This is a genomic window from Pseudomonas sp. (assembly GCF_048265905.1).
GTDB lineage: Bacteria > Pseudomonadota > Gammaproteobacteria > Pseudomonadales > Pseudomonadaceae > Aquipseudomonas.
In genome coordinates this window covers 95,321-112,046 of sequence record NZ_JBLXAP010000010.1, presented here as the reverse complement: position 1 = coordinate 112,046, position 16,726 = coordinate 95,321, and the positions used below count along the sequence as shown (strand labels likewise).

Sequence of the window (16,726 nt, the reverse complement as noted above, 5' to 3'; positions counted from 1 at the left end):
AAGCGATGTTGTTTGAACCACTGCTATCGCCGGATATCTGACTTATATACAAGCAAACACCTGACCTTGATCCGGAAAATGAGGCAAAATCCTGTTAATTACAAATGGAGTGTCTACATGAAGTGGTTAAAAGGGCTGGTACTGGGCGCGCTCATTCTGGTGGTTGGCGCAAGTGCTCTGGGACTGTTTTACATACTGCCTCAGCATGATGTGGTGCTGGTCACCGGCGTCGAGGTCAAACGCGTCGACCATGACGGCGTGATCAATGCCGAAAACCCTGCGGACGGCCCAACCCGGGATGTCTACTTTATTAATACCGAGAACCCAGACAGCAAAAAAGTTGTGGTCTATCGCAACGAGGATACCGGCTGGAGCTTCCCTTGGTACTTCAAGTTTGACTCGGCTGATGAACAGGCCAAAGCTCAAGGCTACTCCCGTGATACAGATCAATTGGCACTGATCCGTTACTACGGTTGGCGAATCCAGATTCTGTCGGTTTTCCCAAACATCACCCATATCGAAGCAACGAACAGCCGCACCGAACCCTTTCCCTGGTTCAATACAATTTTCTTCAGCGTGCTCTTGCTGCTGGCGATTGTCGTGACCATTAGCGTAAAGCGCCGCAACAAGCGCCGCAACCAAGTCGTTGTAAGCTGAGAACTCAAGGCGATAAACAGCTGTCAGGGCGCAGGTGCTTAATCCCGACAGGAAATCGCCTGCCCCATCAGCCGCGCTCGATTGGCGTCGAGGTCAGTTCGAATGGACTGTTGCTACGGCGCTGATTGCGGTCTTCACGCGGAGTGGCGCCAAAGAAGTTACGGTAGGCGCTGGAGAAGTGCGGGCCAGATGAGAAACCGCACGACAAGCCAATCTGAATAATCGACTTACTGGTCTGCATCAGCAATTGGCGCGCCTTGTTGAGGCGCAACTCAAGGTAATACTGGCTCGGCACCCGATTGAGATACTGCTTAAAGATACGTTCCAACTGACGGCGTGAGACGCAAACGTGCTGGGCGATTTCATCAGTGGTCAGCGGCTCCTCGATATTAGCTTCCATCAGCAACACCGCTTGAGTCAGCTTCGGATGGCTCGAACCCAAGCGATTTTGCAGCGGAATCCGCTGACGCTCACCACCCTCACGAATACGCTCAACCACCAACTCCTCGCTGACCGCACCGGCAAGCTCGGCTCCGTGGTCACGTGCCAACAACGCCAGCAGCAGATCCATCACCGCCATGCCGCCACAGGCGGTCAAGCGATCGCGATCCCAGTCGAACAAGTGGCTGGTGGCAATGACTTTAGGAAAGCGCTCGGTAAAGTCATCCTGCCAGCGCCAGTGCACAGAGGCGCGATAGCCATCAAGCAAACCTATTTGCGCCAGCGGATAGACACCAGCCGCGATTGAGCCGATTACACAACCGCTACGCACCATCTGCTTAATCGCGCTCGACAACCCCGGCGCAATGCTTGCTGGCGGCTCATCTGCCAGCAAAAACAGACGCTGCAAGCCTTCAAGCTTACCCGCCCAAGGCTCGCCCGGTAGCGTCCAGCCACCCGTTGTCGCCTCAGGCTGCGGCTCGGCTTGCAGAAAGGTCAGTTCGTAGACCACTTCAGGATGAACACGCTGCGCTACGCGCAACGCCTCCTCAGCCATTGCCAGGGTTAGCGGCTTGGTGGAGGGCCAGATCAGGAAGCCAATTCGGTGGGAGTTCATTCGGGGCAGTTTAGCTCTGTTATAGGGTCACTGAGCAACACTCGCCAGTGACCCCACGCAATTAAGGTGCTTATTTTAGGCTACCGGAGAGAAACTGCTTAAGGCGGTCGGATTGCGGATTCGCCAGCACTTCTCGTGGGCAACCGCGCTCTTCAACTACACCTTTATGCAAAAACACAAGTTGGTTTGACACTTCACGGGCAAAGCCCATTTCGTGCGTTACAACCACCATGGTACGCCCCTCTTGGGCAAGGTCTTGCATAACTTTGAGCACTTCACCGACTAACTCCGGGTCCAGCGCTGAAGTAGGCTCATCAAACAGCATCACTTCGGGCTCCATGGCCAGCGCGCGAGCAATGGCCACACGCTGCTGCTCACCGCCAGACATATGCGCCGGATACGCCTCTTTGCGATGAGCTACGCCGACCTGATTCAAGTAATGCTCAGCTTTCTCAAGCGCTTCTTTCTTCGACATGCCCAGCACGTGGATCGGCGCTTCGATGACGTTTTCCAAGGCGCTCATGTGCGACCACAGATTGAAGTGCTGAAATACCATCGCCAGACGCGAGCGCATACGCTGCAACTGCTTGGGGTCTGCCGCTTTCAGCGCGCCGTCTTTACCAGGCACCAGTTTCAGCTCTTCATTGTTGAGCAGAATCTTGCCGCCATACGGCTGCTCAAGCATGTTGACGCAACGCAGAAAAGTACTTTTACCGGAACCACTGGAACCAATAATACTGATCACATCACCGGCTTTGGCTGCCAGCGATACACCCTTCAGCACTTCATGGCTGCCGTAGCGCTTGTGCAAGTCTTGGACTTCAAGTTTGTACATGGTGTCGACTCTCGAATTCAGTGAAATCAGTCGCTGAGTAAGCGGCCCTGACGTATAGATTGATGTCCGGCCACCTTGGCCAACCAGCGTCCCGGCTGGGCAAAACGCATGCGTTCAATCGCGAAGATCACACCTGAAGTACCTGCGCAAACCACACTGTGCTGGTCGTCGAGCGGATCGATTACTTCAAATACCGGAGTTCCGGCCTCTACATAAGCGCCAGCAGGTTGCAGGAAACTCACCACACCCGAATGCGGTGGATAAAGCATTTCAGTACCGGCAAACGGCACAGCATCGCAGCAATCTTCTGGTGCTTCCGGCCACTGCCCGCTGATTAAGCCTTGCTCTGCGAGAAACGCTAAAATCGATTCAGCGTCAGCACAGGCCTGATCGCGCCCGGTACGCTCCATTCCACCCAACTCGACGGTCGTTGCGATGCATGCCGGTTCAATTTTTGCCTCTGGGAAGCGCTGGGCCAAACGTAGCCAAGGCCCCGAACAAGCCTCATCAAAAGATGAACCGCCAGAATCTTCAGCCAGCAACACAGTCCCCGCATACAGACGAGCAGCGAGCGAACGTAATTGCGTCCAGTGCTGAGGTATCGCATACAGATGCACAACTGCCTCAAAGTCACAATGCAGATCAAGCACCACGTCGGCATCACAGGCGTGCATCTGCAATAAGCGCTGCATGCCTTCGAGTTGCGACTGCACTGGCGCTAACGCCTTGAGCGCATCACGCATCGCGGCGCGGATCAATTGTGTATTGACCGCTACATCGGCGCCCAACTTGCCTTCGAGCTGAGGTGCGATTACATCGGCCAGATCAACAAAGTCACGGTTGAAATTATGCCCACTGCTCAACTCAAAACGGCCTTGATGCTGACCTTGAACCATTTGCCCAAGACCGATGGGATTGGCAGCTGGCACCAGCTCGATCACAGCATTGAGCTGGCCTTGCTGCTCAAGCTCAAGCAAGCGGCGCTTGAGCTCTACCGCAACACGCATGCCGGGTAGTTCATCAGCGTGCAGTGAGGCCTGAATATAGACTTTGCGCTCGCCGCTGCCAAAGCTGAACACCGACAGGCGGCGCTCGGTACCGGGCGTGCTCCAAGGCAATAGATGATCAATACGTTGCATCAGCCTCTCCTCAATGCTTACGCGGAGCCAGGTAAGCCAACCAGCGACGCTCGGCCAACTTGAACAGGCGCACCAGAATGAAGGTCAGGCACAGATAGAACACACCTGCGGTAATAAAGGCTTCAAACGGCAAGTAATACTGCGAACTGACCGTGCGCGCAGCGCCCGTAATGTCGATCAGGGTCACGATCGAGGCCAGACTTGTGGTGTGCAACATCATGATGACTTCGTTGCTGTACTGCGGCAACGCACGCCGGATAGCCGACGGCAGCAAGATACGGCGATACAGCTTGGCCCGCGACATGCCCATGGCTTTGGCCGCCTCGATTTCGCCATGCGGCGTCGCCTTGAGGCTGCCAGCAAGAATCTCAGCGGTATAAGCGCTGGTGTTAATCGCAAATGCCACGCAGGCGCAGAACGCTGCATTAGAGAAATACGGCCACAGAACGCTTTGACGAATAACCTCGAACTGCGCCAGACCGTAGTAGATCAGAAACAGCTGCACCAGCATCGGCGTACCGCGAATGACGTAGGTGTAGAGCCAAGCCGGAAAGTTAATCCAGACCGATTTGGATATGCGCATCAATGCCAGCGGAATCGCCAGCATCAAACCAAAAAACAGAGAGATCAGCAGTAACTTCAGGGTCACCAAGACGCCGCCGAAATACAGTGGCAGGCTGTCCCAAATAACGTTGTAATCGAAAATCATAAGTGCGCTCCCCTACTCAAAGATCAGCGGCTTTAGTGCCGACCGAGTAACGTTTTTCGAGAAAACGCAGAGCCAGCAGTGACACGCTGGTCAGCACCAAGTAAAGCGCTGCGACTGCCAGATAAAAAGTAAAAGGCTCACGCGTAGCATCTGCCGCGCTTTTAGCCTTGAACATCATATCTTGCAGACCCACGACCGAAATCAGCGCCGTGGCTTTGGTCAGCACCAACCAATTATTGGTGAAACCGGGAATTGCAAAACGAATCATTTGTGGCACAAGAATGCGAAAGAACACCTTGAGATTGCTCATGCCATAAGCAACGCCAGCCTCCGCCTGCCCTTTAGGGATCGCCATAAAAGCGCCACGAAAGGTTTCAGACAGGTACGCGCCAAAGATAAAGCCCATGGTGAAGACACCCGCTACAAACGGGTTGATGTCGATGTAATCGTCATAACCGAGCATCGGCGCGACACGATTGACCATGTCCTGGCCGCCGTAAAAAATCAGCAGGATCAGTACCAGATCGGGAATACCGCGAACAACCGTAGCGTAGGTTTCGCCCAGTATTGCCAGCCATTTAATCGGCGACAAACGAAAAGCCGCACCCAACAAGCCGAGAACAGTCGCCACTGCCATTGAGGTCAGGGCCAAAATTACGGTTAGCCAAGCACCGTCAAGAATGGTCGAACCATAGCCATTGAGCATGCTCTTGTTTCCTCATGCAGGCGCCGGGCGGCGCCGAAGAGTACATCGAAAAGTGGCGCATACCGTGCAGTGCAAAACACTGCACGGCTTACGTTCACCAACGGATTGAGATGTGCACGTTATCCGTGTGTGCCACTTTCACTTGAGGCGATTATTCGCCGTAGACGTCAAAGTCGAAGTACTTGTCCTGAACTTCTTTGTACTTACCGTTAGCACGGATGTCTTCAATGGCAGTGCTGATTTTGTTCGCCAGCTCGGTGTCGCCTTTACGCACAGCGATGCCAGCACCTTGGCCGAAATACTTCTTATCGTTCAAGTCAGGACCTACCAACTCGTAGCCTTTGCCAGCGTCAGTCTTGAGGAAGCCATCATCGATGTTGACAGCGTCAGCCAGGGTTGCGTCGACGCGACCTGCGGTAAGATCAAGAAAAATTTCGTTCTGCGAGCTGTAGCGGACCACTTCAACCCCAGCCGGTGCCAACACATCGGTGGCGTAACGGTCGTAGATCGAGGCGCGCTGAACACCTACCTTTTTACCTTTGAGATCAACCTTTGGATCATTGATCACAGTACCGGCCTTCATCGCCAGCTTGGCTGGGGTGTGATAGTACTTCTTGGAAAAATCCACCGACTTCAAACGGTCTTCGGTAATGGTCAGAGAAGACAATACAGCGTCGAACTTACGAACCTTCAGAGCGGGGATCAGACCGTCGAACTCTTGCTCGATCCACGTACACTTAACCTGCATTTGCTCGCACAAAGCATTGCCGATGTCGTAATCAAAGCCAGTGATCTGGCCTTCCGGAGTTTTGAAGGCAAACGGTGGGAATGCGGCTTCAATGCCGATGCGCAGTGGTTTTGCATCATCAGCCATGGCCAGCGGCGACAGAACGGATAGCGCCAGTGCGCCGAGAAGTGCAATCTTCTTCATCTTGTGACTCCTTCGAGAGGGAATGGCATCGGATGGCAGTGGATAAGTGCATTCAGCCATATATGAATTGTAGTTAACTCGCCATCAAACTACGCAGTGCGCAGGCAATGTACGGCTTCGGCTGAGTGTGCGGCATTCTAGCGAGAGGCTGAAACTGTATATTTCTTCAATGCGACAAGTAATTACAAATGCACCTAAGGCGCCTTAGCAGGCGATTGACATCCCAAGCAAAAAATGCATAGGAAGAATTGAAATCCAACCCATTATAAAAGCAATATCGACGCCAATATTTTAAGACCCTTATTCCACGGGCCTGATTGACTAATTTTATTTCAAAAGCCAAGTATTTTCAGCATTTAAAATGCGCAGAGTGTTCCCATGCGCCCCAGTTAGGCGCAGCAGTGTTACACATTGTTTGATGGTTTAAAACTCGTTGCAGGGCCGCGACCCTGTCGCGATCTCGGTATCAGGCAGATTAATCAGTGCAAAAAAAGACGCCCAACTCATAGAGCCGGGCGTTTAAGTTACCGCAATTCCTTATTCAGACATACGCAAGGTCACGCACATGCACTTTGCATCGCCTTGTGCGTATCAATAAGGTGCTGGACCACGCCAGGATCTGCCAGCGTCGAGATATCACCCAAGCCATCGTATTCAGCCGTAGCGATCTTGCGCAAAATGCGGCGCATGATCTTACCCGAGCGCGTCTTCGGCAGCCCCGGTGCCCACTGAATCACATCAGGTGAGGCGATTGGACCGATCTCTTTACGCACCCAGTTTTTCAGTTCCTGGCGCAGCTGTTCAGAGCTTTCTACGCCGCCGGTGAGGGTCACGTAAACATAGATCCCCTGCCCCTTGATGTCGTGCGGCACACCGACAACGGCTGCCTCAGCCACTTTCGGATGAGCAACCATGGCGCTTTCGATTTCAGCAGTCCCCATGCGGTGACCTGAGACGTTAAGCACATCATCAACACGCCCGGTGATCCAGAAGTAGCCGTCTTCGTCGCGTCGCGCACCGTCACCGGTGAAGTACATACCGCGGAAGGTTTTAAAGTAGGTATCGACAAAGCGGTCATGGTCGCCATACAGGGTGCGCGCCTGGCCCGGCCATGAGTCGATGATCACCAGGTTACCCTCAACTGCACCTTCCAGCAGGTTCCCCAGATTATCAACCAATGCTGGCTGGACGCCGAAGAACGGACGCGTCGCCGAACCTGGCTTAAGAGCCGTTGCGCCCGGTAACGGGCTGATCAGGATGCCGCCAGTCTCGGTTTGCCACCAAGTATCGACAATCGGGCATTTCTCTTTGCCGATGGTTTTGTAATACCAGTTCCAGGCTTCCGGGTTGATTGGCTCACCAACCGAACCCAGCAAGCGCAAGCTGGAGCCATCAGCATCCTTAATTGCAGCCTCACCTTCAGCCATCATCGCGCGGATCGCGGTCGGCGCGGTGTAGAGGATGTTGACCTTGTGCTTGTCGATGATTTTCGACACGCGGGTAATGTCTGGATAGTTCGGCACACCTTCAAACAGCAAGGTGGTCGCACCATTGGCCAGCGGCCCATAAACAATATAGCTATGGCCTGTTACCCAACCTACGTCAGCTGTACACCAGTAGATATCGCCGGGCTTGTAGTCAAACACACGCTCATGAGTAAGCGCAGCGTAGACCAAGTAACCACCCGTGGTGTGCTGCACACCTTTAGGCTTGCCAGTTGAACCCGAGGTGTAGAGGATGAACAAAGCTTCCTCGGCGCCCATTTCTTTCGGTGCGCAGTAGCTGCCCGCAACCTTCATCAGGTCTTCGTACCAGACGTCGCGATGCTGGTTCCACTTGATATCGCCGCCAGTGCGCTTGCAGACGATAATTTTCGTCACACTGGCGGTTTCAGGATTAGTGAGTGCGTCATCAACGTTTGCCTTGAGGGCGATGCGCTTACCGCCACGCAGACCTTCATCAGCGGTGATCACCACTTTGGAGTTGCAGTCAATGATCCGCCCTGCCAACGCCTCAGGCGAGAAGCCGCCGAACACCACCGAGTGGATTGCACCGATGCGCGTGCACGCAAGCATTGCCACGACCGCCTCGGGGATCATTGGCATATAGATAGTCACCACATCGCCGCGATGGATATCCTGGCCGCGCAATGCGTTGGCGAACTTGCAGACGTCTTCATGCAGTTCACGGTAGGTGATGTTGCGCTGCTCAGAAGGGTCATCGCCCTCCCAAATGATCGCGACCTGATCACCACGCTCTTCAAGGTGACGATCAAGGCAGTTATACGAAACATTGAGAGTACCGTCAGCAAACCATTTGATATCGACATGATGGTCGTCAAATGAGGTTTGTTTAACCTTGGTGAACGGCTTGATCCAATCAAGACGCTGCGCTTGCTCACGCCAGAAGCCATCCGGATTGACCACGGACTGCTGGTACATGGCCTTGTAGGTTGCCTCATCGGTCAGCGACTTAGCCGCAGCCTCCGGGCTCACGGGATACAGGTTGACAGCACTCATTAACAACTCCTCAAGCACAAAGGGATTGGTTATTTTTATATTGCCCATTGTGTGACCAGCAGACCCATTGCAGGCCATTCGACCATGGTCTTAGCGTGGTGATACTGTACTTTCGACGGGGGGAATTGAGCTGCCGGACTTGGCTTGCTTGCCATTAACCCGCCCAAAGCAGTGCCAAGCGCATTCGCGAACGAACGGCCCTAGCGCCTGCCCTGCTGCCAGGCCGCCGCCAAACCACTCAGGCAAATGATCACAATACCGATCAACGTGCTGCTGTCAGGTACGTGGGAAAAGACCAGAAAGCCGAGCAAACCTGCAAACACGATCTGGCAGTAGCCAAAGGGCGCCAGCAGTGCCGGTGGCGCACTGCGAAACGCTTGAGTCAAAAACAGATGCGCAGACATGCCGCATGTACCCAGCGCCAGCATTAACAGGCCATGAGTAAGGCTGGGAACCTCCCAGAAAAACGGCACCAGTGCACTAACCAGCAATGTATTAAACAACCCAGCAAAGAAGTTACTGGTTGTTGGCGAGTCAATCCCACTCAGCTTGCGAGTCAGAATCTGGTAGCAGCTAAAGCACATTGCCGAGCAGAACGGCAAGATAATCGCCAGGGTAAACATTTCACCGCCCGGATGGACAATCACCAACACCCCGGCAAAACCAACCAAGACGGCGGCCCACTGGCGTCGACTCACTGACTCACCAAGCAAGGGCACTGACAATGCCGTCACCAACAGCGGCGCTAAAAAGTTGACCGCGGTAGCCTCAGCCAAAGGGATAAACAGCAAACTGCTGGTAAAGAACAGGCTCGTACCCAGTAAGCAACTAGCACGTAGAGCCTGAAGCCCCGGTCGCTTACTGCGCAAAACACGCAACCCCGACTGCGGCAGGAATATTCCGGCCATGAGCAAGGTATGCACCACATACCGCGCCCACACCACCATCACTACCGGGTAGAAACCAGACAGGTATTTAGACAGCGCATCATGGCTGGCGAACAAAAACGTTGCCAACAGTATGAGCAGAATCCCTTTGATGGGATGGCTAGAATTCGACAGCGTTGCGCTGCTGGCACTCATGCACGTCTCGTCGGTAACTGCAGGTCAGAGCCTACAATAGATGAATAGGCTGCTAACTATAGTCCAGCACACCGAGCTGACCAAGTGCTTAAGGTTAATAAAATCCAACGGCTGCCGCTGCCCATCAATTCGATACGGTCATCATTAACAGCTTCTCAGGCATCAGCAGTCAGAACGCCTACCTTGCGCCCAAAGCAATACTCGCGCCGTCTTGATTAGCGGGCCAGCAACTGGCGACGATACTCACTTGGAGTCATACAAAACCAGCGCTTGCACGAGCGGTTGAAAACACTTTGTTCGCTGTAGCCAAGCAGGCCAGCCACTTGCGACATGGGCATATGCCGTTCACTCAAGTAATGCTCGGCCCGGTTACGTCGAACCTGCTCAACCAGCTCGTCAAAACGAGAACCTTCTTCGGCGAGACGTCGCTGCAGCAAACGCGGGTGCATCCCTAGCTGAGCGGCAATAATCACAAGACGGCAGCGGTTGGTCGGCAGTAGTCGAAAAATCAAACGATTGACCTGCTCAAGTAAGCTCGTCGACTTTTGCGCACCGATATGACTCAAGTACTGGACCATTGCCCGATGCAGGCTTGGGTCTTGCTGTTCAATTCGGTGATCTAACTGCGCGGCGGTAAGGACAAACGCATTCACTGGCTGAGCATCATAAACCGAGGTTTTGAAATAGCGCCGATAGCGCGCTTGCGGAAGTGGGCTCAGACCGCTGAGCAGTACCGCCTGAGCCGCAAACGAGCCGCCAAACAATAAGCGCATGATGTTATGCGCCACCCCCATTGCCAGTTCAACCATCTGCCGCTGCATGTGCACACCAGGCAAGCGAATATCAACAGCCATTCGCGGCGCATCTGCGACGCTTAAATCCAGATCCAACACTATCCCTGGGCTGTGATAACCGATAAAGCGCACCAACTCGGCCAATGCTTGCCCAGCTGTCGCAGAGCTGCGCGCAATAATCGCCACTGGCCCGAGAACATGGATGTCTTGATACTCGGCCATACGCAGACCGAAGTCAGGGCAATCCAGTTCCTCAGCAGCACACTCAAGCAACTCAATTAAGGTACGCAACTGGACTGAAGCATCTTCCTCATCAAGCAAATTTATTGGCACCCTAAATTGCTCTAATAGCCGTATAGGGTCCCCGCCAAGCTTCGTGACCAATTCACGGAAACCAATAAATGAGGTCGTTCTGATGAGTGCCGTCATGTCACTAAAGATCAATTAAAAGTCATCAAAGATCAATAACTTTATGGCGCAGCGGCTAACAATTAATCAAGATCCACTGACTGCATTGCATTCAATGCAATGTGCCCACAATAATTAAAATTGGGACTTCCTCATGCAATTTGACTACATCATCATTGGTGCCGGTTCAGCAGGTTGTGTACTGGCCAACCGACTGAGCGCCGACCCTGAAGTGTCCGTGTGTCTGCTTGAGGCAGGTTCTGAAGACACCTCTCCGCTGATTCACACTCCCGTTGGGGTTGCCGCTATTTTGCCAACCCGCCATGTCAACTGGGCATTCGACACAATCGCTCAAAAAGGCCTCGGCAACCGGCTCGGCTATCAACCCCGTGGTAAAACCCTGGGCGGCAGTAGCTCGATCAACGGCATGATCTATATTCGTGGTGACCGCAGTGACTATGAGGACTGGAAAGCACTGGGTAACGACGGTTGGGGCTATGACGATGTACTGCCCTACTTTCGCAAAAGTGAGTCATATCACGGCGGAGCCAATCAATTTCATGGCGGTGAAGGCGAACTGTTTGTTGACAAACTAGCGCACCACCCTGTCACCAAAGCCTTTATTGAAGCGGGTATCAGTGCCGGTCATAAGCATAACTCAGACTTCAACGGCGAAGACCAAGAAGGCGTTGGAGCCTACGATGTGACCATTCATAACGGCCGTCGCTGGAGCACCGCCACCGCTTTTTTAAAGCCAATCCGCAATCAGCGCAGCAACCTCAAGGTGATCACCGGTGCGTTGGCTGAGCGCATTATTCTCGACGGCAAAAAAGCAGTTGGTGTGTCTATTCGCCTGAAAGGCAAAAGCCAGCAGCTCAAAGCGCGTAAAGAGGTGCTTCTAAGCGCTGGCGCATTTGGTAGCCCGCACCTGTTGATGCTTTCCGGGATTGGCCGCAAAGAGGACTTGGAGCCCCACGGCATTGCAGTGCTGCATGAACTGCGTGGCGTTGGTCAGCAGCTACAAGATCACCCTGACGTGGTGATTTCCTTCAGCAGTCCAGACACCTCGCTGCTGGGGGTGTCCATCACCGGCTCGCCCAAAATGGGTAAAGCGCTTTGGCAGTACGCGCGCAATAAAACCGGACCGTTTGCCAGTAACTGCGCAGAGGGCGGCGCTTTCCTGAAGACCGACCCAACACTCGATCGCCCGGATGTCCAGCTGCACGCAGTGATCGCGCTGCTTGATGACCACAATCGCAAGCTGCATTGGGGCCATGGTTTCAGTTGCCACATTTGTGTGCTGCGCCCGAAGAGCGTTGGGAGCGTGAGCCTAAACTCCAGCGACCCGGCTGCGCCACCCAAAATCGACCCCAACCTGCTCGGCCATGAAGATGACCTCAAAACCATACTCAAGGGCTATCGCATGGCGCAGGAGATCATCAAGCAAGCGCCGATGGCTGCCTATCAACTGAAAGATATATACGGCACCGACACGCTAACAGACGAAGAACTGATGCAAAGCATCCGTTCACGCGCAGACAGTATTTATCACCCGGTTGGCACCTGCAAAATGGGTAATGATGAAAACGCCGTGGTCGATAACCACTTACGTGTGCATGGTATCGACAACCTTCGCGTCATCGATGCATCAGTAATGCCGACGCTGGTTGGTGGCAACACCAACGCTGGCACAATCATGATTGCAGAACGAGCTGCTGAGTGGCTAACTCAGGCTGAAACCTCCGTTTGAGACAATGCTTGTACCCATAAAAAACCGGCAATAGTTGCCGGTTTTTTTATTTCAGCCTAATCAGTAACTCTCCCGATTCGGCCACTGCCAATCCTTTGAGTTACTGAACGGGTCATCCCCAACCGGCTCAGGCCACCGGTCGGAGCCGCTCAAAAAAGCCGGTTTAGGCCATCGAACGCAGCAACCCGATAGGCTTCAGCCATGGTCGGGTAGTTGAAGGTGGTATTGACGAAATACTTAAGCGTATTGGCCTCACCCTTCTGGTTCATGATCGCCTGACCGATGTGCACGATCTCCGAGGCCTGATAACCAAAGCAATGCACGCCGAGAACCTCAAGGGTTTCGCGGTGGAACAAAATCTTCAGCATGCCGACCGGCTCACTGGAAATCTGTGCGCGGGCCATGCCTTTGAAAAACGCTTTGCCGACTTCGTAGGGGATTTTATCCTGGGTCAGTTCCCGCTCGTTCTTACCGATCGAGCTAATTTCAGGAATGGTGTAAATGCCGGTTGGCACATCATTGACGAAACGCCAGCTATCGTTCTCAACAATACTGCCAGAGGCCGAACGGCCTTGGTCAAATGCGGCGCTGGCCAAACTTGGCCAACCGATCACATCTCCGGCTGCATAGATGTTTGGCACAGTTGTACGGTAATGCTCATCGACATCCAATTGGCCACGACCATTGGCCTTGAGACCAACATTTTCCAGAGCCAGCTTGTCGGTGTTACCGGTACGACCGTTACACCAGAGCAGCGCATCGGCCTTGATTTTCTTGCCTGATTTCAGATGCAGGACAACGCCGTTATCTACACCTTCGATGCGTTCGTATTCTTCGTTATGGCGAATCAATACGTTGGTGTTGCGCAGGTGATAACTCAATGCATCGGAGATTTCAGGATCAAGGAAGCTGAGCAACTGATCGCGGTTGTCGATCAGATCGACCAACACACCAAGACCGCTGAAAATCGATGCGTACTCACAACCAATCACCCCTGCTCCGTAAATAATCAGGCGCCGTGGCGTGTGGCTCAATGTCAGGATGGTGTCGCTGTCATAGACCCGCGGGTGGTTGAAATCAACACCATCGGGACGGTATGGACGCGAGCCGGTAGCAATAACGATGTCTTTGGCGACCAGTTTCTCAACTGCACCATTTGCACAAACAACTTCAATTGAATGCTCATCGGCAAAGCTTGCGGTGCCATGAAACACGTCAATACGGTTGCGGGCGTAGTAACCGGTGCGCGAAGAAACCTGCTTGGAGATGACCCGCTCTGCGCTTTTCAGTACGTCCGGGAAAGAGAACCAACGCGGCTCGCCAATCTGGCGAAACATCGGGTTGGTATTGAACTGCATGATCTGACGAACCGAGTGACGCAAGGCCTTGGAGGGCACGGTCCCCAAGTGAGTGCTGTTGCCACCCACTTCGCGACGACTGTCGATCACAGCAACCTTGCGACCGGCTTTTACCGCGTTCATTGCTGCGCCTTCACCCGCAGGGCCGGAACCCAACACCACTACATCGTAGTTGTAGACCGCCATTTTTACTCCTCAGATCGCACCGCGGCGCAATAGATACGCTTGCGGCAGGGCCGACACTGCCAAGCGCAGCGCGGCAATCAGAAACTCGCGTACTTCAAAACCGCTATTAAAGCTTGCTTGCGTCGTAGGCCAGCGTGGTTTGCTTGGCAGGATCGACACTGTTCACTTCTTCGCACTTCTCACGGCTGCCACCACAAATCGAACATTCTTTCTCGATGCCCAGATTAGCGATACCGCCGCACGAACCGGCGATGGGTTTACGGCCCATGATGACACCAACTGCCATCATCGAAACCACCAGCAACATAACTAAAAAAACGATTACAAAGGTCATTGCTCTTCTCCTGCAGCAAAAAGCTGCTCGAATACAGGGCTGCTCTGTGTGACGAAGCCATCGGCTCCACGGGTCACGAAAAATGCAGCTATCCCTGCCTTCCTAGCGTAAGTCATACCGCGCTCAGGCCCAAGCACCATCAGCAAGGTCGATAAACCATCCGCCATCAGGGTTGAGCGATTTGCCACAGTTACCGAGGCCAGTTTATGGGTGATAGGCGCGCCCGTTTGCGGGTCAATGGTATGTGAATAGCGCACCCCATTCTCTTCAAAATAGTTACGGTAATCGCCCGAGGTAGAAATACCGTAACCGTCGAGCTCAAGGACCTTTTGCGACACCCGCTCATCGTCACGCGGAGCCTCGATGGCAATACGCCAAGGCTGTCCATCGGGCTTCTTGCCGGCAGCCTTCAGCTCGCCTGTCGCTTCGACCAAATAGCTGGTAATGCCCAGCTGGTTTAGCCGCTTGATAATTTTATCGACCGTATAACCTGCAGCAATGCTGTTGAAGTCGAGCTGAATGTCGACATCTTTACACAGCGACTGCCCGTCGATGTGCAGGTGCTGATGACCAATTTGCTTACGCGCCTCGGTTACCTGCTCAGGAGTTGGGACTTTCTCAGCCCTGGCCTTTGGGCCAAACCCCCAGAGATTGAGCAACGGCTCAAGGGTCAGGTCAAACGCCCCGTCACTTTGCTCAGATAATTCGCCGCCAACCTGAACCAACTCAAGCATGCCTGCTGGCAGCGGCATGCAACTGCCGGCCGGAGCCTGGTTGAACTTGGATACTAAGGAATCATCACGGTAGGTCGACATTTGTTTATCGACCTCAGCAAGAATCGCCTCGGTTTGTGCTTTGACCTCGGCAACGTCAGGCGTGGCGTCAGTATGTACGTACTTGACACTGTAACTGCTGCCCATGGTTGGGCCGCCAAATTCTTCTACCCGGTCCGAAAACCAGCAGCCCGTTAGGGCTGCCGCCAAGGCGACAGCAATAACGGGCTGAAGTACAGCGTGTTTCATGATCAACCGCCGAAGTCGTCGAGGAGGATATTTTCCTGCTCTACACCTAAATCAACCAGCATCTTGATCACTGCGGCGTTCATCATTGGTGGGCCGCACATGTAGAACTCACAATCCTCGGGAGCCGGGTGGTCCTTCAGATAGTTCTCGTACAACACATTGTGGATGAAGCCTTTCAGCCCAGTCCAGTTATCTTCCGGTTGCGGATCAGACAACGCCAAGTGCCACTGAAAGTTTGAGTTTTCAGCCTGCAATTGATCGTACTCCTCGTTGTAGAACGCCTCACGCATAGAGCGCGCGCCGTACCAGAAGCTGATCTTGCGCGTCGACTTCAAACGCTTGAGTTGGTCGAAGATGTGCGAGCGCATTGGCGCCATACCTGCACCACCACCGATAAACACCATCTCTGCGTCGGTTTCCTTGGCAAAGAACTCACCAAATGGTCCGTAAACAGTGATTTTATCGCCCGGCTTGAGGCTGAACACATACGAAGACATCTGGCCTGGTGGCAAGTGATCTTTGCCCGGTGGCGGCGATGCAATACGGATATTGAACTTGACCAGACCGACTTCTTCCGGGTAGTTGGCCATCGAGTAAGCACGGATAACCGTCTCTTCAACCTTGGACACATACTTCCACTGGTTGAACTTGTCCCAATCGCCGCGATATTCCTCTTGAATATCGAAGTCCTTGTAATGCACCTCGTGCGGAGGGCACTCAAGCTGCACATAGCCGCCAGCACGGAAATCAACGCTCTCGCCTTCTGGCAATTTGAGGGTCAATTCCTTGATGAAGGTGGCCACGTTAGGATTGGACTCAACGGTGCATTCCCACTTCTTCACACCGAAGACTTCCTCCGGCACTTCGATCTTCATGTCCTGCTTGACCGCAGCCTGACATGACAAGCGCCAGCCTTCTTTGGCTTCACGACGAGTGAAATGCGATTCTTCGGTGGAAAGCATTTCGCCGCCACCAGAAGAAATCACACACTTGCATTGGGCGCAGGTACCGCCGCCACCGCAAGCAGACGACAAGAACACATTGTTGGCCGCCAGGGTTTGCAGCAACTTGCCGCCCGCCGGGACTACGATGGTCTTTTCACCATTGATCTCGATGCTCACGTCACCGCTGGATACCAGCTTGGCCCGCGCCATCAAAATAATCACCACCAACGCCAGAACGATGGCCGTAAACATGCCTATTGCGAGAAAAATTTCGTAATTCATCAGTTCATCCCGT

General features: G+C 53.6%; 15 protein-coding genes. 2 read left to right on the top strand and 13 right to left on the bottom strand.

What is annotated here, in order from left to right; all coding sequences use genetic code 11:
* The first annotated feature begins 117 nt into the window (after window positions 1-117).
* On the top strand, window positions 118-657 hold the full coding sequence (locus ACN0UH_RS14455; protein WP_417662707.1) for a DUF1523 family protein: 540 nt from the start codon (window positions 118-120) through the stop codon (window positions 655-657).
* Between the two features lie 67 nt (window positions 658-724).
* On the opposite strand, the gene argR is transcribed toward ACN0UH_RS14455, so the two are convergent.
* The 9 genes from argR to ACN0UH_RS14410 all read right to left on the bottom strand — a co-directional run bounded on the left by argR (window position 725) and on the right by ACN0UH_RS14410 (window position 10,858).
* Complete coding sequence (gene argR, locus ACN0UH_RS14450) at window positions 725-1,714, bottom strand: transcriptional regulator ArgR (protein ID WP_417662706.1); 990 nt, start codon at window positions 1,712-1,714, stop codon at window positions 725-727.
* Between the two features lie 70 nt (window positions 1,715-1,784).
* On the bottom strand, window positions 1,785-2,549 hold the full coding sequence (locus ACN0UH_RS14445; RefSeq protein ID WP_417662705.1) for an ABC transporter ATP-binding protein: 765 nt from the start codon (window positions 2,547-2,549) through the stop codon (window positions 1,785-1,787).
* A gap of 26 nt (window positions 2,550-2,575) precedes the next feature.
* Window positions 2,576-3,688: a succinylglutamate desuccinylase/aspartoacylase family protein gene (locus ACN0UH_RS14440; RefSeq protein ID WP_417662704.1), complete on the bottom strand. Its 1,113-nt coding sequence runs from the start codon at window positions 3,686-3,688 to the stop codon at window positions 2,576-2,578.
* A 10-nt stretch (window positions 3,689-3,698) separates the two neighbouring features.
* Window positions 3,699-4,397 (bottom strand): ABC transporter permease, encoded by a 699-nt coding sequence (locus tag ACN0UH_RS14435; RefSeq protein ID WP_417662703.1) that lies wholly within the window; start codon window positions 4,395-4,397, stop codon window positions 3,699-3,701.
* A gap of 16 nt (window positions 4,398-4,413) precedes the next feature.
* Window positions 4,414-5,103: an ABC transporter permease gene (locus ACN0UH_RS14430; protein WP_087517401.1), complete on the bottom strand. Its 690-nt coding sequence runs from the start codon at window positions 5,101-5,103 to the stop codon at window positions 4,414-4,416.
* Window positions 5,104-5,254: 151 nt separating this feature from the next.
* Window positions 5,255-6,034: an ABC transporter substrate-binding protein gene (locus ACN0UH_RS14425; RefSeq protein ID WP_417662702.1), complete on the bottom strand. Its 780-nt coding sequence runs from the start codon at window positions 6,032-6,034 to the stop codon at window positions 5,255-5,257.
* A gap of 557 nt (window positions 6,035-6,591) precedes the next feature.
* A complete protein-coding gene (acs, locus tag ACN0UH_RS14420) occupies window positions 6,592-8,553 on the bottom strand; it encodes an acetate--CoA ligase (protein WP_417662701.1) in 1,962 nt (653 codons plus the stop codon).
* Between the two features lie 200 nt (window positions 8,554-8,753).
* Window positions 8,754-9,635, bottom strand: a complete 882-nt coding sequence (locus ACN0UH_RS14415) for a DMT family transporter (RefSeq protein WP_417662700.1) — start codon at window positions 9,633-9,635, stop codon at window positions 8,754-8,756.
* Between the two features lie 215 nt (window positions 9,636-9,850).
* Entirely contained in the window at window positions 9,851-10,858 is a 1,008-nt protein-coding gene (locus ACN0UH_RS14410; RefSeq protein ID WP_417662699.1) for an AraC family transcriptional regulator, read from the bottom strand.
* Window positions 10,859-10,991: 133 nt separating this feature from the next.
* On the opposite strand from ACN0UH_RS14410, the gene ACN0UH_RS14405 reads away from it, so the two are divergent.
* Window positions 10,992-12,587 (top strand): GMC family oxidoreductase, encoded by a 1,596-nt coding sequence (locus tag ACN0UH_RS14405; protein WP_417662698.1) that lies wholly within the window; start codon window positions 10,992-10,994, stop codon window positions 12,585-12,587.
* 149 nt (window positions 12,588-12,736) lie between these two features.
* Here the strand turns inward: ACN0UH_RS14405 and sthA are convergent, their stop codons facing one another.
* The 4 genes from sthA to nqrF form a co-directional block, all read right to left on the bottom strand.
* Window positions 12,737-14,131: a Si-specific NAD(P)(+) transhydrogenase gene (gene sthA, locus ACN0UH_RS14400; protein ID WP_417662697.1), complete on the bottom strand. Its 1,395-nt coding sequence runs from the start codon at window positions 14,129-14,131 to the stop codon at window positions 12,737-12,739.
* 106 nt (window positions 14,132-14,237) lie between these two features.
* Window positions 14,238-14,465 carry a (Na+)-NQR maturation NqrM gene (gene nqrM, locus ACN0UH_RS14395; RefSeq protein ID WP_339485670.1) on the bottom strand — a complete coding sequence of 76 codons (228 nt, stop codon included), beginning with the start codon at window positions 14,463-14,465 and terminating at the stop codon, window positions 14,238-14,240.
* Window positions 14,462-15,487: an FAD:protein FMN transferase gene (locus tag ACN0UH_RS14390; protein ID WP_417662696.1), complete on the bottom strand. Its 1,026-nt coding sequence runs from the start codon at window positions 15,485-15,487 to the stop codon at window positions 14,462-14,464. Before ACN0UH_RS14390 ends, nqrM begins: the two co-directional genes overlap by 4 nt.
* Window positions 15,488-15,489: 2 nt before the next feature.
* Window positions 15,490-16,716, bottom strand: coding sequence for an NADH:ubiquinone reductase (Na(+)-transporting) subunit F (gene nqrF / locus ACN0UH_RS14385; protein ID WP_417662759.1), 1,227 nt, complete (start codon window positions 16,714-16,716; stop codon window positions 15,490-15,492).
* Window positions 16,717-16,726: the final 10 nt, after the last annotated feature.